Raw genomic sequence first — 18453 nt, forward strand, 5'->3', positions numbered from 1 at the left:
CCTAAAAAGAAAAGCTATGTTTGAGAAAATCGCCGAGTGCGCCACAACGTCTTGTCGAAGCAAACTGCATGACTAAATAGTAGGCCGATTCGCGTCGATCTTCAAGTCTTATATAAGACATATAACTTAAATTTAATCGTTCTTTTTCAACGACTTAATTATAATTTTTCAGGATATGAAATGAATTTTCAAAAAGTGAGAGAATTAATTGATGAGTCCGCCGTTTGAAATTCCGCGATGTGAAATGTCTTTTCAGATTTTGGTGCAGCGCGACAAAATGGAGCAAAAAAAAGCCGCCCGAAGGCGGCGTTGGCTTGTGCGCGCCGACCGGCACTGTGCGCAGGCCTTCGCGCAACGGCTCTTTCAGCGAGAATGTCGTGTGCCAGCTTAGCGGGCAAGATGCTGCGCCGGCGCAAGGCTTGGGCGGGACAGCGCGTCGATCACCTCCGCCGTTGCCACCACTTGAGCATACTCGCCAAGCAAATTGGCCAGCGCCATCGCATGCACCTCGTCCGCCGTTCTTGGCGTGCCTGCATAATCGACTTGAGCAAACGCAAAACACGCATCGGCGACGACTTGCGTGGCAAAGCCCAGATTGCCCGCGGTGCGCGTGCTCGACTCCACAGAATTGTTGGTGCTGACGCCCACGATGACCAGCTTGCCGATGCCGCGCACGCGCAGCCAGCGTTCCAGCCCCGAGTGGATGAAGGCATCCGGCACATTTTTCTCTACGATATGCTCTTCCGGCAAAGGCGCCAGCGTTGCCTGAAATTCCACGCCGGGCTGGCCGGGCCAGAAGGGCGAGCCTGGCGTCCGGGAGATATGGCGCACGTGTACGACGGGGGCGTCCGCTGCGCGCCAGGCTTGCAGCAGGGTGGCGATCTGGCGTTCCGCGGCGGGATTGTTACGGCTTCCGGCAGCGGGGCTGGCCATGCCTTGCTGCATGTCGATGATGATCAGGGCGGGAGTGTGGACATGCATGCTGGCAACCTGTAAGAGATGGCTGGCGCACTTGGCGCCTGCCTGGGGAAATATTGCTGGGATGGATGCCGGAGGGGCGCGAGTCTAGCGTCCCACTGTCTGCCGTTGGTCCTTGATGAACAGCGCCGTCAGCATGCCGACCACGCACACGCCGATCACGTAATAGGCGGGGCCCAGCACGTTGTTCTTCAACATCAGGGTCACGACCACGGGCGTCAGGCCGCCGAAAATCGCGTACGACAAGTTGTAGGAAAACGACAGTCCCGAGAAGCGCACCTGGGCCGGGAACGCCTGCACCAGCACGTAGGGCACGGCGCCGACGACGCCGACAAATAAACCCGTCATCGCATACAGGGGCAGCAGCAGGTCGGGACGGCTGCCGACGGTGGTGTAGAAGAGGTACGTGGAAATGGCCAGCAGCACGGAACCGACGAAGATCACGCGCTTGCCGCCCAGGCGGTCGGCCAGCATGCCGGCGATGATGCAGCCGAAAGCCAGGCACAGGGTGGCCACGGTATTGGCCATCAGGGTGGTGCGCGGCGCGATGTGGTGGATCTTTTGCAGCAGGGCCGGTGTCATCAGGATGACGACGACGATGCCGGCCGACAGCATCCACGTCAGCAGCATCGATACGACGACGGCACCGCGGTGGCTGCGCAGCACGGATTTCAGGGGCATTTCCGTGGCCAGCGCCTTGCGCTGCTGCATTTCCGCAAAGACGGGGGTTTCATGCAGCCAGCGGCGCAGATACATGGCGCCGAAGCCGAAGATACCGCCCAACAAGAATGGATAGCGCCAGGCGCCATCGGTGATTTCTGCCGGTGTGTAGACGGTGTTCAAGCCCGTCGCCACGAGCGAGCCCAGCAGGATGCCGACCGTCAGGCCCGCCGTCAGCACGCCGCAGGCAAAGCCCGTGAAGCGGCTGGGCACGTGTTCGGACACGAACACCCAGGCGCCCGGCACTTCGCCGCCCACGGCCGCGCCCTGGAAGATACGCATCAGCAGCAACAGCAGCGGGGCGGCCAGGCCGATGGTGGCATACGTGGGCAGCAGGCCGATCAGCAGGGTCGGCACGGCCATCATCAGGATGGACAGGGTGAACATGCGCTTGCGACCCATCAAGTCGCCGAAGTGGGCCATGACGATGCCGCCCAGCGGACGCACGACGTAGCCGGCCGCGAAGATGCCGAAGGTTTGCAGCAGACGCAGCCATTCCGGCATTTCCGGCGGGAAGAACAACTGGCCGATGGCGTTGGCAAAGAAGACGAAGATGATGAAATCGTAGAACTCCAGCGCGCCGCCCAGGGCGGCCAAGGACAGGGTCTTGTAGTCTTGCTGGGTGAGGGGGCGGGTTGCGGCGTTGCTTGCGGCGGTGTCGGAAGTAGGCATGTGTCTCGTTCTTGTGTGTTATCGGAGATTGCCAGACCTAGCATACGCATTTCCGCCGTGTGAGTAAACGCGGGGGAATGGGGAGTAGCCTCAGCTGTGCTTAATACAACGCCGCTATCATCGGCGTTGACTTCATTGCAAAGGACACAGTATGAACATCATGATCGTGGGCGCCAGCCGGGGCCTGGGGCGCGCGCTGGTGGACGGTTTGCTCGCGGACGGGCATGCCGTCATCGGCGTGTCGCGCCAGCAGCCTGCCGACTTGCCTGCCGGCCAGGGCGCGCAGCTGCAATGGATCGCGGCCGACCTGGCAGCGCCCGCCGAGGCCGTGGAACGCATTGCGCGTGCAGCACCCGCCACGCTGGACGCCGTGATCTACAACCTGGGCGTGTGGGAAGAAAAAGCCTTTAGTGATGACTACGCTTTCCTCGGCGATGGGGACGATGCCATCGTCGACATGGTCAATACGAATATTACGGCGACGATCCTGCTGCTCAAGCGCCTGGTGCCCCGCTTGCTGGCCAGCAGCAAGCCGCAACTGATACTGACGGGGTCCACGTCCGGCCTGCGCCAGAGCGGCCGCCCGGAAGTGACGTTCAGCGCGTCGAAATTCGCCTTGAATGGCATCGCCGACGCCTTGCGCGAAGGTTTCCGCGAACAGGGGCTGGCCGTGACGGCGCTGCAGCTCGGTTACCTGAATACCTACGATGGCTTGTCCGTGCCGCTGGCGGACGCCGCCGCGCGGGGCGAGGGCGAGCTGATCCCCGTGCACGACGTTGTCGCCGTCGTGCGCATGCTGCTGAGCCTGTCGAATGCCTCGTTCGTGCGCGAACTGGTGATGCCGGCGCTGCGCGACGAGCGTTTCTGACTCTTACGCGTCCTTGCCGTAGACCTCGGACCAGCCCAGCCGCTCTTCCAGCCACTCATCCGCTTCGGATGAGTCCATCTGCAGCAGCAGGGCGCCCAGGCGCAAGTTGCCCTTGGCCAGGGCAAGCACTGCGAATATGGATTCCAGCATGACGGGGTCGAGCTGGCCCTGCAGGTCGCGCGCGGCGATGGCGGGCAGTTGCGCCCAGGCATCGCGGTAGCTGTCGGCCAGCCAGTCCGGCAGCGGCGGATTGTGGGGGCGGTGGCGCTCCAGCTCGATCAAGGCGATGAGCGCATAGAAATCTTCCTCACGCGCTTGCGCGCTGCCCAGCAGGTGGACGAGCTGGGGCACGGCCGCATACGAGGCGACGCCCACGTCGCCCTGGTGGTGCAACTCTTCCCACAGCTCATGCCAGACGTCTTCGCCCGCCTGCATGGCCTTGAGCGCCTCGGCCACGTCGTAGGGCATACGGTAGCCGCCTTCCAGGGTGGGCCAGAGGGGATCGTCGAGTGATAACAGCATGGTTTTCCTTGATGGGACAGCTCGGCTGAGCAAACGCGCACTATACAAGCACCCGGCGCACGCAGCACGTATAGCCTTCGAACTCGCGCAAAGTCTGATAGGTGACGCCCGTGTCGAAATCCTTGCACCAGGCTTCGTCTTCGATGTCGCCCGGCTCGCTCGACCAGTGCCAGTTCGGCCGGAATGCCTCTTTCAATGTCGCATACAGCAAGGTCTGCTCGTGCCGGTTGGGCAGGCTGTGCCCCAGGCTGGCGGCCCAGCTTGATGCGGCTTGCCACGACTGGTACCCCGGCTCGCACTCGTCCGGCTGCAGCAGCAGATGGTAGTCGGGCGCGCCATCCTTGCCGAGAATCAGGCCGGCATAGCGTTCGCCCAGCCGCAAGGGGACGGTTGCGCCCGCCGGTTGCGCCATCTCGACCCGGCGCACGGCGCAGGCGCGGCCGCTGTAGGTCTTGCGAAAGTTGTACTGGGTGCCGTTATCGAAATCGTGGCTCCAGGCCAGGCGGGGCAGGATGGCGTCCGCTTCCGACGACCAGTACCAGGCGTCCGGGAAGGTGTCGCGCAGGTTGGCGTGCAGCAAGGCCAGTTCGCTGCGCGTGGGCAGGCAGGCGCCGCGCGCCGCGGCCCAGGCCAGCGCCGCTTGCCAGGGCAGGGCGCCGGCTTCGCCGGGCAGCAGGAACAAGTGGTAGCCGGCAGCGCCGTCCCGGCCTGGCATGACGCCCGCGTAGCGTTCGCCCTCCATGGCGTCCTGGTGCCTATGGCTGGCGTGCATAGGCAAACATATGTTGTACATACTCGGCCTTGCCCAGCGGCACGCCGTTGTGGCGCAGGATGTTGTACGCCGTCACCAGGTGGAAATAGAACTGGGGCGTGGCCCAATTGACGGCGTATTCCTGGCCCGTCATGTCGAAGGTCAGGCCGCCGGCCAGGGCGATCGACACTGGCTGCTGCGCGCCAGCGTCGATCGCTGCGCGGTCCGCCGAAGCGAGCATCGCCAGGGTGTCCTCGATCAGCGTTTTGGCTTCGGGCATGTTCGCGGGCGTGGCCAGTGCGGGCAGTGGCCGCTGCGTCAGGCGGCACATGGCTTCCTGTGCCTGGGTGCACGTGAATTCCACCTGGCGCGCCAGGGTGTGCATGTCGGGCGCCAGCCGCGCATCGAGCAGGTGTTGCGCATCGAAGCCCAGTGCCTGGGCGTGTTCCTCGCCCTTGCGTAACAGCGTCGTCAACGCGCGCAGCATCTGGGCAAAGCAGGGGATGGTGATGGTGTAGACCGACATGGACTTCCTCAAGTAATTATTCAGACAGGCGGGGCGGCGCGGCCTTATGGATGTCCCAGCACGCCAGGGCAATGCTCGAACCAGCCATCGTCTTCCTGCTGTGCGATAAAAGCCGTAATCTGCGCCTGGTCCGCTGGCGGCGCCGTGGCCAGCAGGGCGTTGAAGCAGCTGATGGTGGAGGCGTTGGGCGTGCCCGCGCCATTGGCTATGCCGACAAGAAAGTCTCCCGCCCAGTCGGGCAAGCTGGCGATCAGCCGCGGCAGTTCGTGCAGCAGGGCAGCGCAATACGCCGTTTCGCCGAAGCGCCAGGCGGCGCGGTTGGCCGTCTGGTAGGCGCCGTAATCATGTTCGGCCTGCACGGACTGGAAAACGGCCAGCGCGTACTGCCCACCTTCCTTGCCCGTCAGCGCATCGAGCATGGCGCAGTAGCGCTGGAAGCGCCGATGGGCTTCATCGGGCGGCGTGGAGGTATCGCCGTCCTGGACGATGTTGCCCACAATTAAAAGTTCGGTTTTCCAGCGTTCAAAGGCGGTTGGCATACAGGGATCAAGGTCGAGAGCGATGCCAGCATTATGCCCGGGCCAGCCGTGTTTCGGCGTGCCGCTTGAACATGCTACAGTCCGCCTTTGCCGCCAGCCTGGAGCGGCGTTGCCTGGATCAATGACCGATGCCCACCTGGACTTCCCCGCCGCAACTCGTCGCCCTTGCTGCCTTCTATGCGCAGGTGCAAGCCCATCCGGATGCCTTCAGCGACGCGGCCTTTGTCGACGCCGTCAAAGCTGCCCATTGGCCCACCAACTGCTGGAGTTACGTGGAAGCGTCGTTCGCCATCATCGCACCCGCCTGCCTGCTGCGTCCGCATCTGACTGCCGAGTTGATCGCCTTGCCCATCGACGCCATGATCGCGGCCGGCCTGGACGATGCGGGGCAAGTCATCGCCATCGGCCTGGCGTGCGCCACGCGCGACGATCCCTATGTGGCGCCGGGCGAGGAGGGCAAGCGCTGGCTGACGCAGGTGTGGCCGGGACTGGAAGAGTTGATCGCGGCCGTGTTTCGGGCCAGGCTGCAAGAGGCGCTGGCGGAGGATGAGGAATAGTTCAGCCTGCCCTTGACCTGGAAAGCCTGTTTGCGTTAGGGTATACGTAACTACTTACATATATCCTGCCCAACATGTCCTCCTCCCTGCAAACCTACGGCTCCCTGATGCTGGCCAGCCGCCTGCGCCGTCTTTCCGATCAACTGTATGCCGGTGTCGATACCAGCTATGTGGCGGCCGGCGTCGAGCTGACGTCGCGCTGTTTCCCCCTGTTATTGCTGCTGCGCGACAACGGCCCCACATCCATCACGGCCCTGGCCGCGCAAATCGGGCAGACGCACCCGGTAGTGGTGCAGCTGGGGCGCAAGCTGCTGGATGCCGGCGTGGTGGCGGAGCTGCCGGACGCCAAGGATGAGCGGCGCCGCCTGCTGGCGCTGTCCGAGTCCGGGCAGGCACTGCTGCGCAATATGGCGCCCTTGTGGGACGATGTGCGCGCCGCCGTCGATACGGTGTTCGACCACGGCACGCCGCAATTGATGGCCAGCCTGGACCGGGCGGAAGCGCGCCTGCAGACACAAGGCTTCGGCGAGACCATCGCCGCCTGCCGGCGCCAGCGCGAGCGGGCCGCCGTGGAAATCATCGGCTACGAGCCCCAATATGCGGCCGACTTCAAGCGGCTGAATATCGAATGGCTGGAGCGGTATTTCTATGTCGAGGCGCTCGACGACAAGGTGCTGTCCGATCCGCAACGCTCGATTCTCGACGATGGCGGGCAGATCTTTCTCGCGCGCCTCGATGGCAAGATCGTCGGCACCTGCGCCCTGATCCGCGCCGGCGACGCCAGCATCGAGCTGTCGAAAATGGCCGTCACGCCCGGATGCCAGGGCCTGGGCATCGCGCGCCGGCTGATCGAGCGGGCCTTCGACGCCTTCGAGGCCACCGGTGCGCAACTGCTGTTCCTGGAATCGAACAGCAAGCTGCATCCGGCCATCCGCCTGTATGAAAGCAGCGGCTTTACGCATGTGGCGCGGCCAGCCGGCGACGCCCATTACCAGCGCGCCGACGTCTACATGGAGTGGCAGGGCCGCTAGCGCACGCCAGGGCGCCACGCGGCGCTCCCCATCGGCCGTCTCCCGCGTTACAATACGCGCACCCATAACGGAACTCAGGTTCCACTATTTCGAGACGCCGACGCCGCATGCCTTCCTTCCCGATGCCCTTCCCGCAGTTGATCGTTCCACCGGAGCCCACCCAGGCGCGCAGCAAGCTGGCCTTCGAACGCTTGCTGCTGGTGGGCGAGCAGTTGCTGGCGGAAAACCGTTTCGATGAAATCGGCGTGGCCGACCTGGCCAAGCTGGCGGAGACATCCGTGGGCACGTTTTACCGCTTGCTGGGCGACAAGGACACCCTGAGCCGCTTGCTGCTGCAGCGCTTTTTTTCCGACATGGTGGAAAAGGTCGAGACCCTGACGGAGCTGCGCCAGTGGGAAGGGCGCAGCCTGGAAGCGTTCATCCGCGCCATGGTCGCCATGTTCGTGGCGGTCAACACGGGCCGGCGCGGCGTGCTGCGCGCCTTGATCACGCGCTGTTCGCAGGACGCGCAGTTCCGCGACAAGGTGCACCAGATCAACCATCTGATTTCGCAACGCACGGTTGCCGTGCTGGCCAGCAAGTCGTCCAGCATCCGCCACCCGAACCCCACGCAGGCGATGATGGTGGTGCCGCCCGTGCTGCTGGGCATCCTGAATCAGCACGTTTTGTCGGGCTCGCTGTCCTTTTTGTCGGCCGCCGCACTCGAGGATGAACTGGTACGTGTTGCTTTAAATTACCTGACTTGAGATATTTAGCGATTTAACTTGAAATCGGAATTCGGATTCCGTATTATGTTTTCCAACAGCAGGAAAACATATTCCTGCACCTGAACACAAAGCATGTTCAACAGCAAGGAGACAGAATGCGGCGTCACACGACATCCGATGTTCCATTGCATTACCTCGACCTCGGTCCCGGCACAGAGACAGGGCAGGGCGATCCCGTGTTTTTGCTGCACGGCCTCGGTTCCTGCGCCGAAGACTGGCGCCCGCAAATCGACGCCCTCGGCAGTACCTATCGCCTGATCGTGCCCGACATGCGCGGCCATGGCGCCAGTCCCGCGCCCAACGGGGACTGGCAGATCGGTGATTTCGCCAACGACCTCTTCAATCTGATGGACCAGCTCGACGTGCCGCGTGCGCACATCGTCGGCTTTTCCCTGGGCGGCATGGTGGGCCTGGAAATGGCCAACCGCGCCCCCGGCAGGGTGGCCAGTCTGTGCCTGATCAATTCACAACCGTTCCAGGGCAGCAAGCCCGCCGCACTGCTGTTTGCTTACTGGCTGCGCCGCACCGTGATCGCCACCCTGGGCTTGAAACCCATGGGCAAGATCATCGGCAAGAAACTGTTTCCCGATCCGGCACAGCAGGCCCTGGTCGAACGCTTTGCCACGCAAATGGCGGGCATGGACAAGCGCGCCTACCTGGCCGCGCTGGACGCCATTTTCCACTGGGATATCGACATTCATTTCCAGGCCCTGGCCATGCCCGTCTTCATCATGGCGGCGGACCAGGATTACACGCCCGTCGCCAGCAAGCGGGCCTTTGCCGCACAGTTTCAGCAGTGCGAGATCGAAATCATCGCGAACTCGCGCCACGCCACGCCCCTGGACCAGGCGCAGCGTGTGAATACCTTGTTGCAGTCCTTTCTCGCCACACATTCAAAATAAACAGGCCACTCGCCGCACGGGCAGGGGGCCGGGAAACAGTCATCGCAGGGCAGGTGCTCGCTTTATGCGCGCGGGTACCGTTACGTCTTGCGATCCTGGAATCCGGCAGTCTTCCCTGGTGGTAAGCAAGCCTGACATTGGAGACGCTATGAAACTTGCTTTGAAATTGATGCCCGCCGCCCTCGCCGTTGCCGGCGCGTTTGCCACCCAGGCCCAGGCGCAGGAAGCCAACCCGGCGACTGCCGTCAGCGCCCAGGAAGCCAGCGATGCAAAGGAGCGCATGGAAACCGTGACGGTTTCCGCCCGCCGCCGTGAAGAGCGCCTGCAGGACGTGCCGCTGGCCGTCACGGCGTTTTCCGCCAAGGCCCTGGAACGGGCGAATATCCAGAACCTGGCCGACTTGCAGGAGCGCGTGCCGAACCTGACCGTGTACGCCTCGCGCGGCACGAATACCACCCTGACGGCCTTCATCCGCGGCGTGGGCCAGGCCGACCCCGTCTGGGGCGTGGACCCTGGCGTGGGCATTTATTTCGACGACGTCTACATGGCCCGTCCGCAAGGCGCCCTGCTCGACGTGTTCGACGTGCAGCGCATCGAAGTGCTGCGCGGCCCGCAAGGCACCTTGTACGGCAAGAACACCATCGGCGGCGCCATCAAGTACATCTCGCGCCCGTTGGCGAAGGAAAACGGCGCCTCGGCGGAAGTGGGCATCGGCAATTACAACCAGCGCAACTTCAAGGCTGCCTTCAATGTGGCCAATGAAAACGGCACCTGGCGCGCGCGCCTGGCGGCCGCCAAGCTGGACCGCGACGGTTTCGGCCGCAACACGTTCAACGGCGAACAGGTCAGCGACCAGGACAGCACGGCCGCGCGGCTGTCCGTCGGCTACTTTCCGCAAGACATCCCTTTGACCGTCGTGCTGAGCCTGGACGCCACCGACGACAAATCGGGCGTGCGGGGCTTCCAGCGCATGGGCGTGAGCGCCTTCGATCCGCTCAAGCGGCCCGCCAGCACGGATGCGTATGACATCCAGAGCGGCATGCCGGGAAACAACTTCACGCACAACCGGGGCGGCTCGCTGGTGGCCAACTACACCTTGTCGAACGACTGGTCCGTGAAAGTAATCGGTGCCAAGCGGCGCAGCACGTCCGAGCAAACCATCGACTTCGACGGCTTGCCGCAGCCCATCGCCGACGTGTTCGGCGATTCGCGCGACGAACAGAAAAGCCTGGAATTGCAGGCGTCGTACAGCGGCGACTATGGCGCGGGCGTGATCGGCCTGTACCGCTTCGAAGGCACGGCCGGCGGCGGCATCTACAACAATTTCCTGGGACGGCAGTTCCAGGCCGCCGTCAGCACGGTGGAGACGGACAGCACGGCGCTGTACACGGACTGGACCTGGCCCGTGGGCAAGGCGTGGAGCATCAATGCGGGCTTGCGCCACACGCGCGAGGAAAAGCGCGCCATCGTGCTCAACCGCGCTTTTGCCGACGCGGGCTTTACGCGCCCGATCCAGACGGCGGCCGATTTCGACAAGTCTTTATCGGTCAGCAATACATCGCCGAAACTGTCCGTGCGCTACGAAGCGTCGAAGACGACGAATTTCTACAGCAACCTGTCGCGCGGCTTCAAGTCGGGCGGCTACAACGTGCGCGCCAATAACCTGGTCGTGCCCGATTCCGCGCGCCCGTACAAGGATGAAAAACTCGACGCGCTGGAAGTGGGCATGAAGTACGCGGCGCCGGACGATACCTTCGACGCCAACGTGGCCCTGTTCTACAACCGCTACAAGGATATCCAGTTGTCCGTCTTCACCAGCTATGTGCAGCCGGGCGGCTTGCCCGGCTTCTATGGCGATTTCACGAATGCAGGCAAGGCGACAGTCAAAGGCGCGGAGTTCGAATTTTCGTGGCGGCCGAACCGCCAGTGGGAAGTCAACGGCTTCCTCGCCTTGCTCAATGCCAGCTATGACGAGTTCATGAGCGGCGGCAAGAACATTGCGGATACGCAAAAGTTCAGCAATACGCCGCAGCGCCAGGTGGGCCTGAACCTGACGCGCACGGACCGCGACGTGTTTGGCGGCGCCCTGCGCAGCATGGTCGGCTACGGCTACCGCAGCAAGGTGTATCCGACCACGGACTTGAGCGAAGTGCTGGCGCAGGGCGGCTACAGCATGTGGACGGCTGGCGTCGTCTGGGAAGCGCCGAAGAACTGGACCTTCAGCCTGCATGGCAGCAACCTGGGCAATAAACGCTACCGCACGGATGGCTACAACATTCCTGCGCTGTTCATCCTCGACGGCTTCTATGGCCCGCCGCGCCAGATCATCGCCAAGGCCGGCTACAAGTTCTAAGGTTCTCAACTAGCGGGGCTGGACCCGCCGGGTCCGGTCCCGCTGGTCGGAAGTGCCGGCTTGATATGCATCAAGCCGGTTTGTTGTCACTGTTCTCGTCGTCAATAACAATCATGGGAGACTGGCATGGCAAATCTGCATCAGCAACTGCGTCACTTATTATCTGCAATCATCGCCGCCTGCGGCTTGCTGGCCGCGCTGCCGGCGGCTGCCGGGCAGTGGGACTTTGGCCTCTATGCGAGCCTGTGGGGTTCGCGCGAATACCAGGTCTGGCTGCCGAGCAACTACAATCCGAACACGCCGCTGCCCGTCGTGCTGATGCTGCACGGCTGCGGGTCCGAGCCCAACAGCATGGCCGCCGTCAGCCGCTATAACGAACTGGCCGACAGCGAGAACTTCATCGTCGTCTATCCGCGCCAGAACGTCACGGCCAATCCCATGCGCTGCTGGAATTTCATGTTGCCGCTGAACCAGGAGCGGGGCACGGGCGAGCCGGCCGTGCTGATGGGCATCCTGAACAAGGTCAAGAATAAATATGCGGTGCAGGACAGCCGCGTGTATGTGACGGGTATCTCGGCCGGCGGCGCCATGGCGTCCATCATGGCCGCCTGCTATTCGGACGTGTTTGCCGCCGTGATGGTGCATTCGGGCGGCATGTACAAGGGCGCCACGGGCATGATCACGGCCGCCGATTCCTTGTTCAACGGCAGCTCCTTCGACCCGAAAGTGCGGGGCAAGGATGCGTGGCGCTGCTCGGGTTCGCCGCACCGGCTGATGCCGACGATGGTGTTCCACGGCACGTCCGACATCGTCGTCAACCCGGTCAACGGCGAGCAAACCATCGAGCAATTCCTGCAGACCAGCGATTACGGCGACGATGGCCTCGACAATGACAGCGTGCGCTACCGTGCCGACAGCATCGTGCGCCAGACGGTGCCGTATGGCCGCAGCTATTCCATCGACACCTATCTGCACAACGGCGCCGTCATCGCACAAAAGTACACGGTCGAGGGCATGAACCACGCGTGGAGCGGCGGTCCTCCCGGCTGGCCGTTCAGCGATGAACTGGGCCCGGACGCCACCGTGATCAGCTGGAATTTCTTCAAGAATTACCAGCGCTGATGGCGTAGGGAACTAGCAGCTTGTATGATGGGGCGCAGCAATTGCGCCCCATTTTTATGCCTGTGAAAGATTCCATGCCTGCTTGCCGCCTGCTGTCCTGTATTGCCCTTGCATTGCTGTCCGCGTGCGCCAGCGTCGTCCCACCCGCCCCATCGGCGGCCTACGCACTGGCATTCGAACGTGCCGCCCAGCAAGACAGCATGCGCAGCGAATGCGACTGGAACGTGCGCTATGCGCCCGTCGCACCAGAGGACGCCAGCGTGGCGCAACTGCAGGCCATCGCCACGGCGCGCCTGGCGGCCTTGCAGCTGGTGCCGGCCTGGACCTTGTCCATGCCCGGCAGCGCGGCACACGCCTTTTCCGAGTCGGAGCAGGATCGCGCGGGGTTGCAATTGCTGCTCAGCATAGTCTTGCCGGCCATGGAACGCTATCCTGCCCGCGTCTTCACGCAAACAGGCTTGCGCCACGTCGTGCTGGTGAAAGACTTGAGCGTGGACGGCCAGCGCCGCCTGGCCATGCCGGCGCCGGAAATCGACAGCGTCGTCTACGCCGACAACATGCTGGCCGCGATGTGTCCATCCGGCATGGAGCTGCGCGTGCACCACGAGTATTACCACTTCATCGAATACCGGCTGTTCAACGATTTCTATTACCGCGACCCCGCCTGGCTGGCTCTGAATCCACCCGGCACAGCCTACGGCCAGGGCGGCGCCACGGCCTATGGCAAGGGCTTCCAGAACCTGGGCCATCCGCAGCCGGGTCTCGTCAGCCTGTACGCGGCCTACGGCCCCGAGGAAGACAAGGCGGAAGTGTTTGGCTGGATGATGACGCCGGCGTATGCGCGGCGGCTGGAGGCGTGGAGCCTGGCAGATGCGGCGCTGGCGGCCAAGCGGCACGTCTTGTTGCAAGTACTGGCCAGCAAGTCAACTGCCGACTAAAGATCCAATCGGTTTCGTCAGCTTCCGCGCGTCGTGACGCCGCACGCTCCTGGTATTTCCTGGTAACTATATAATCTGCGCTTGGGCGATACCCGCCCTGGAACGTCGATTGAAGGAATGCCATGCCAAGATATTTCGTGCGCCCCTTGGCGCTGTGTGTAGTGTCGGCTGCGTGCCTCTCTGCCAGTGCTGCCGAGGCGGTGGCGGTGGATGCGCAGCAGCGCGCGTCCTTGCTGGAATTTTATGCGCAGCAATATCCGGGCGAGCCGGCAGCGCGCACCGTGTTCGAGAGCGTGCCCGTGGTTGGCAGCCGCGGCAGCGAAGTGGTGGGCAGCGTGGAAACGGCGCCATACCGCGGGCATGGTGCGCTGTGCCGTACGCAGCGCACCAAGTTCGTGCTGCACGGCGAGGGCAAGCAGGCGCGCTGGCAGGAGGCGGGCATGGAATATTACGCCTGGCTCGACCGTGGCACCTGCCGCGCGGTGGCCGAACCCGTGCGCATGCTGCAGCGCGTCCCCGATGCGGAACTGGAAGGCGTGTTGCTGTACCAGAAGCCGCTGCTGGAGCGGGCGCGATTATTGATGGCAGGTAATACGGCATGTGCGCCATTGCGCGCGCTGAAGTTTGCGCTGGCAGCCGTCGACGTGGGCGCTGCAGCACCGCGCGCCGAAGAGCGCTATGCGCTCGTGTTCAAGAGCGACCGCGACAGCTACGCCCGCGTCTGGCTGCGCAAGAGCGGCGCCCAGTATGACGCGTGGAATGTGACTTGCCCGCCGGTACTGTAAGCTGCGCCCCCTCGATTTATTTTTTTGACTGTTGCAACCATGAACCAGAATTCCACTTCCGCCCGCAGCTGGGGCACCATCGTCACGCACAGCGACGAGATGGCCATCATCTACCGCTATGTCGACGCCTTCCATGACGACTGGGACCTGTCGTCGCAGCCGGACCGCATCATCATTGCCTGGCGTTATGAGGACGAAACGGGCATGCCCGCGCCGAACGAGCGCGAGCACATGGAAGAGCTGGAAGCGGCGCTGGCGCCCGTGGTGGAAGAGGAAGGCTTTGCCACGCTGGCGCTGGTATCGACGGGCGAGAACTTGCGCGAGTGGATTTATTACACGCAGTCGGGCGAAGAGTTTTTCAACCGCCTGAACACGGCGCTGGCGCCGCGTCCAAAGTTCCCGATTGAAATCCGCAGCGCGGCCGATCCCGCGTGGTCGACCTACGCGGGTTTCATGGCCGCACTGCCTCCAACGACCTGATCAAACCTGCTGCGCGTCGTGATCTTCTGCTCGCGACGCATTTATCAGGGTTGGATCTAATCAGGTCAATGCGGCAGCCACGATGCGCGTGGCAGCCGTGATGATGTCCTGATTCGTATCCGCCTTTTTCTGTTCGCGCGTGTAATACACGGCGATCACCAGCGGCGCGCCGCTGGCCGGGTAGGCAACGCCGATATCGTTGACGCTGCCATACGCGCCCGAGCCCGTTTTATCCGCCACCTGCCAGCCGGCCGGCACGCCGGCGCGGATGCGCTTGTCGCCTGTCGTGTTGCCGCGCATCCAGGCGTCGAGCTGCTGGCGCTGCGGCGCAGGCAAGCTATTTCCCAATAACAGTTGCTGCAAGCTGTGCGCCATCGATGTGGGGCTGGCCGTGTCGCGCACTTCGCCGGGGATGGCGCTATTGAGTTCCGTTTCCCAGCGTTCCAGCTGGAACATCGTATTGCCGATGCTGCGCGCATACGCCGTCACCGCTTGCGGCCCGCCTAATATTTTCATCAAGAAATTGGCCGCGCTATTGTCGCTGTACTGCAAGGTGGCGGCGCACAGTTCGGCCACGGTCATGCCGTCGGCCAGATGCTTTTCCGTGATGGGCGAATAGGTGACCAGTTCCTTTTTCTCGTAGCGCACCTGCTGGTCCAGCAAGCCCGGTTGGCTGGTGCTGCGGGCCAGCACGGCAGCCGCCAGCATGGCCTTGAAGGTGCTGGCCAGGGGGAAGCGTTCGTCGGCGCGGTAGGCAACGCGCAGCTCGCTACCGTGGCGCCAGGCGGCAACGCCGAGGCGTCCGCCTGCGGCCTGTTCCAGCGCGGCCAGCTGCGTCTGGGCGGTGGCGATGCTGGTGGCGGGCGCGGCAAACAGCAGCGGTGCGGGGCACAGCAGGGCGGCGCCGCTGGCCAGCAAGAGGTGGCGGCGGACGTGGTTATGAGAGTCGGTCATGGTCTGTAGGTATTTTGGGAGTGGAAAGGGTGGCCAGCAGTTCGCCGATGGCGAGTAGGTTGGCCGGCTTGGTCAAATGGTGGTCGAAGCCGGCCGCGCTCGATTGGCTGCGGTCGTTTTCGGCGCCCCAGCCCGTCAAGGCAACGAGCACGACTTCGGCGCCGGCCGGCAGCTGGCGCAGCGCGCGCGCCACGTCGTAGCCGTTCATGCCGGGCAGGCCGATGTCGAGGAAGATGACGTCTGGCAAGAATTGCGGCGTCACGGCCAGGGCCTGCGCGCCGTCGTGGGCCACGTGCGTGGCATGGCCCATCATGTCGAGCACGGCGGCCAGGGTATCGGCCGCATCGACATTGTCGTCGACCACCAGCACGCGGAAGTGCGAGCCGCTGGCAGTGTTGACGGCGGCGGCCGGTGCCGTCACCGCTGTTGTTGCCACCTTCAGCAGCGGCAGGCGCACGCTGAAGGTGCTGCCCTGGCCGGCGCCGGGACTGGCCGCCGTGGCGCTGCCGCCATGCAGCTCGGCCAGGCGCCGCACCAGCGACAGGCCGATGCCCAGCCCGCCCTGCGCGCGGCCCATGTTTTGTCCCACCTGGGTAAACATGTCGAACACGGTCGTGATCGACTCGGCGGGGATGCCGACGCCGCTGTCCTTGACCTCGATCAATGCCTCGTTGCCATCGCGTCCCGCGCGCAAGGCGATGTGGCCGCCGGCGGGCGTGTACTTGGCGGCATTGTTGAGCAAATTGCCCAGCACTTGCGCCAGCCGCGTGGGATCGGCTTCGAGCGGCAGCGCCTGCTCGTCGAGCTCCACTTGCAACTGGTGGCGGCCCGCCTCGATCAGCGGCATGCTCGTTTCCACGGCGCTGGCGATGATGGTTTTCAAGTCCGTTCGTTCGAGCTTGAGTTCGATCTGGCCCCGCGTGATGCGGGCCACGTCCAGTAAATCATTGACCAGATGCACCATCTGATTGACTTGCCGCTCCATCACGTCGCGCACGCGCGCCACGGTGGCGGGCTTGTCGGCGGCCAGGCGCATGATTTGCAAGCCGTTGCGGATGGGCGCCAGCGGGTTGCGCAGTTCGTGCGCCAGGGTGGCCAGGAATTCCGTCTTGCGCCGGTCCATCTCGGACAGGTTGTCGGCCAGCTGGCGCAGCTGCTGCTCCGAGCGCTTGCGCTCGCTGATGTCGCTGAACAGCACCGTCAGCAAACGGCTGCCGGGGCCGCCCAGGCGCGCGGCAAACACTTCGAACCAGCGCTCCATGGCCACGGCTTCGTTTTCGTAGCGCACGGGTTCGCCAGTCTTGACGACCTGGTCGTACAGGTCGAACCAGTGCTGGTCGTGATCGGGCACGAAGCTGCGGATGGTCTTGCCGATGGCATTGTCCAGCCCCGATTGCTTGACGAAGGCCGGGTTGCCTTCCAGGTAGCGGAAATCGATGGGGCGGCCTTGCTCGTCGTACAGCATTTCGATGACGCAAAAGGCCTGGTCCATCAGCTCGATCAAGGTGCGGTAGCGTTCCTCGCTGCGGCGCAATGCATCTTCCACCTGTTTCTGGCGCGTGATATCGAGCAGGACACCGGGCAATTGCAGGGGCGTGCCATCGGGCGCGTATTCCGCGCGGCCCCGCGCGATGACCGAGCGATACTCGCCATCGTCGTCGCCGGAACTGACGCGGTAGCTGGCCTCGAACGGCGTGTGCGCGCGCAGCGCCTCGGCGATCTGCGCGCTGACTTGCTCGCGGTCATCGGGATGGATGATCTCCAGGTAGCGCGCCAGCGGCGCCGCCGTGGCCGCATCGGCATTGACGGGAAACAGGCGCGCCATATTGCTGTCGGCCGTGACCCGGTCGGCAACGATATCCCAGTTCCAGGTGGCCACTTCGCCGGCCGCCAGGGTCAGGCGCAGGGTTTCCTCGTTTTGCTTGCTGGCCGTCAGGTCGAGCGAGATGCCGGACAGGGCGATCACGTTGCCCGCGCCGTCGCTGGCGCAGGTGCCGCGCATGTGCGCCCAGTGCAGCGAGCCGTCGGGCCAGCGCACGCGCAGGTCGATCTCGAAATCGCCGGCGCTGGCGATGGCCGCGTGCACCACCGTCTGCCAATGCTGCAGGTCGCCGTCGAGCATGGTGCCCGTCAGCTGGGCGTAATCGATGTGGCTGGCTGGCGGCAGGCCCAGATTGGCCTTGAACGCATCGGAGCCGGCCATGCTGCCGCTGCCCAGGTCGATTTCCCACGTACCCATGCGGCCCCCTTGCATGGCCAGGCGCAGCCGCTGTTCCGTCTGCCGTTGCTGGGTCACGTCGCAATGCGAGCCCAGCCATTCATACACGCTGCCGTCGGGCGCGCGCACGGGCAGCATGCGCACGATGACATTGCGGTAGGCGCCGCTGACGTGGCGCAGCCGGTATTCCGTTTCGAACACGGTCGTCAGGTGCGTCGGCATGACGTAAGGCAAGTTGCGGTCGTCCGGATGCAGGGCGTTGATCCATCCGCGGCCCAGCAGTTCGGCCTCGGTCTGGCCCGTGAAGGCGCGCCAGGAGGGCTGGTCCGCATCGAACTGGCCGAAGGTTTTCGTGCTCCAGACGATGTCGCAATGGGCGCCCAGCAGTAAATGTGCCGCCTGGGCGGCGGCGATGGAGGATGGGACGGCGTGGCTGGGCTGGCTTGGTTCTGGCATGGAGGCGATCGGCGATGGTGCGGGGTGCTGCCGCCGCACTGGAATGGGGCGGCATGGCAGCTCAAGTCTGGCGATATTACAACTATTTTTACCGTCGGGGCTGTCTTGCAGGTCAGCAATTCCGCTTTCGGCTGGCCACGCGAAAAAGCTGCGTCGCGCGGCATGGCATCGGCGGAAATAGCAAGGCGAGCACGCTATTGTGGCTGAATAACCACTAGTCAGCCCTTTATGTTGATGAATGAATATTTTACATAACAATATTCTTGCAGCGCATAAGGCGCTTGAATTAAATTGGCGCCTTACTTCAAAGTCGG

The 18453-nt window shown here is 63.7% G+C and carries 18 protein-coding genes; 10 read left to right on the plus strand and 8 right to left on the minus strand.

All coding sequences use genetic code 11. The annotated features are described in order from the left end of the window. Positions 1-387: 387 nt before the first annotated feature. Positions 388-981, minus strand: coding sequence for a cysteine hydrolase family protein (locus VPH41_RS24300; protein WP_328571782.1), 594 nt, complete (start codon positions 979-981; stop codon positions 388-390). Positions 982-1065: 84 nt separating this feature from the next. Beyond that, on the minus strand, positions 1066-2370 hold the full coding sequence (locus VPH41_RS24305; protein WP_328571783.1) for an MFS transporter: 1305 nt from the start codon (positions 2368-2370) through the stop codon (positions 1066-1068). A 151-nt stretch (positions 2371-2521) separates the two neighbouring features. On the opposite strand from VPH41_RS24305, the gene VPH41_RS24310 reads away from it, so the two are divergent. Continuing rightward, on the plus strand, positions 2522-3238 hold the full coding sequence (locus VPH41_RS24310) for an SDR family oxidoreductase (RefSeq protein ID WP_328571784.1): 717 nt from the start codon (positions 2522-2524) through the stop codon (positions 3236-3238). 3 nt (positions 3239-3241) lie between these two features. Here VPH41_RS24310 and VPH41_RS24315 read toward each other — a convergent pair whose 3' ends face one another. Genes VPH41_RS24315 through VPH41_RS24330 form a run of 4 tightly spaced genes read right to left on the minus strand, consistent with a single transcriptional unit; the run spans position 3242 to position 5576 of the window. Beyond that, positions 3242-3760, minus strand: a complete 519-nt coding sequence (locus tag VPH41_RS24315) for a hypothetical protein (protein WP_328571785.1) — start codon at positions 3758-3760, stop codon at positions 3242-3244. A gap of 40 nt (positions 3761-3800) precedes the next feature. Then, the gene (locus VPH41_RS24320) at positions 3801-4532 is read right to left on the minus strand and encodes a hypothetical protein (RefSeq protein WP_328571786.1); all 732 of its coding nucleotides are present in this window, start codon (positions 4530-4532) and stop codon (positions 3801-3803) included. After that, a complete protein-coding gene (locus tag VPH41_RS24325; protein WP_328571787.1) occupies positions 4516-5037 on the minus strand; it encodes a DUF1993 domain-containing protein in 522 nt (173 codons plus the stop codon). The genes VPH41_RS24320 and VPH41_RS24325 overlap by 17 nt, the downstream gene beginning before the upstream one ends. Before the next feature lie 44 nt (positions 5038-5081). Beyond that, positions 5082-5576 carry a hypothetical protein gene (locus VPH41_RS24330; RefSeq protein WP_328571788.1) on the minus strand — a complete coding sequence of 165 codons (495 nt, stop codon included), beginning with the start codon at positions 5574-5576 and terminating at the stop codon, positions 5082-5084. A 128-nt stretch (positions 5577-5704) separates the two neighbouring features. On the opposite strand from VPH41_RS24330, the gene VPH41_RS24335 reads away from it, so the two are divergent. The 9 genes from VPH41_RS24335 (at position 5705) to VPH41_RS24375 (ending at position 14511) form a co-directional block, all read left to right on the plus strand. Then, positions 5705-6133: a hypothetical protein gene (locus VPH41_RS24335; RefSeq protein ID WP_328571789.1), complete on the plus strand. Its 429-nt coding sequence runs from the start codon at positions 5705-5707 to the stop codon at positions 6131-6133. Between the two features lie 74 nt (positions 6134-6207). Continuing rightward, positions 6208-7164, plus strand: coding sequence for a bifunctional helix-turn-helix transcriptional regulator/GNAT family N-acetyltransferase (locus VPH41_RS24340; RefSeq protein WP_328571790.1), 957 nt, complete (start codon positions 6208-6210; stop codon positions 7162-7164). 107 nt (positions 7165-7271) lie between these two features. Then, positions 7272-7910, plus strand: coding sequence for a TetR/AcrR family transcriptional regulator (locus VPH41_RS24345; protein WP_226939040.1), 639 nt, complete (start codon positions 7272-7274; stop codon positions 7908-7910). A 116-nt stretch (positions 7911-8026) separates the two neighbouring features. Further along, positions 8027-8833: an alpha/beta fold hydrolase gene (locus tag VPH41_RS24350; protein WP_287777231.1), complete on the plus strand. Its 807-nt coding sequence runs from the start codon at positions 8027-8029 to the stop codon at positions 8831-8833. 148 nt (positions 8834-8981) lie between these two features. Further along, a complete protein-coding gene (locus VPH41_RS24355; protein WP_328571791.1) occupies positions 8982-11186 on the plus strand; it encodes a TonB-dependent receptor in 2205 nt (734 codons plus the stop codon). A gap of 126 nt (positions 11187-11312) precedes the next feature. Beyond that, positions 11313-12308 carry an extracellular catalytic domain type 1 short-chain-length polyhydroxyalkanoate depolymerase gene (locus VPH41_RS24360; protein WP_152283552.1) on the plus strand — a complete coding sequence of 332 codons (996 nt, stop codon included), beginning with the start codon at positions 11313-11315 and terminating at the stop codon, positions 12306-12308. A gap of 200 nt (positions 12309-12508) precedes the next feature. Further along, positions 12509-13246: a hypothetical protein gene (locus VPH41_RS24365; protein ID WP_328571792.1), complete on the plus strand. Its 738-nt coding sequence runs from the start codon at positions 12509-12511 to the stop codon at positions 13244-13246. Between the two features lie 122 nt (positions 13247-13368). After that, positions 13369-14031: a hypothetical protein gene (locus tag VPH41_RS24370; RefSeq protein WP_328571793.1), complete on the plus strand. Its 663-nt coding sequence runs from the start codon at positions 13369-13371 to the stop codon at positions 14029-14031. Positions 14032-14070: 39 nt separating this feature from the next. After that, positions 14071-14511: a DUF695 domain-containing protein gene (locus VPH41_RS24375; protein ID WP_328571794.1), complete on the plus strand. Its 441-nt coding sequence runs from the start codon at positions 14071-14073 to the stop codon at positions 14509-14511. A 60-nt stretch (positions 14512-14571) separates the two neighbouring features. Here VPH41_RS24375 and bla read toward each other — a convergent pair whose 3' ends face one another. After that, positions 14572-15465 carry a class A beta-lactamase gene (bla, locus tag VPH41_RS24380; protein WP_328571795.1) on the minus strand — a complete coding sequence of 298 codons (894 nt, stop codon included), beginning with the start codon at positions 15463-15465 and terminating at the stop codon, positions 14572-14574. Beyond that, entirely contained in the window at positions 15449-18139 is a 2691-nt protein-coding gene (locus VPH41_RS24385) for a hybrid sensor histidine kinase/response regulator (protein WP_328571796.1), read from the minus strand. Before VPH41_RS24385 ends, bla begins: the two co-directional genes overlap by 17 nt. Positions 18140-18453 lie beyond the last annotated feature (314 nt).

The sequence above is a fragment of the Janthinobacterium sp. P210006 genome, from assembly GCF_036231885.1.
Lineage (GTDB): Bacteria > Pseudomonadota > Gammaproteobacteria > Burkholderiales > Burkholderiaceae_D > Janthinobacterium > Janthinobacterium violaceinigrum.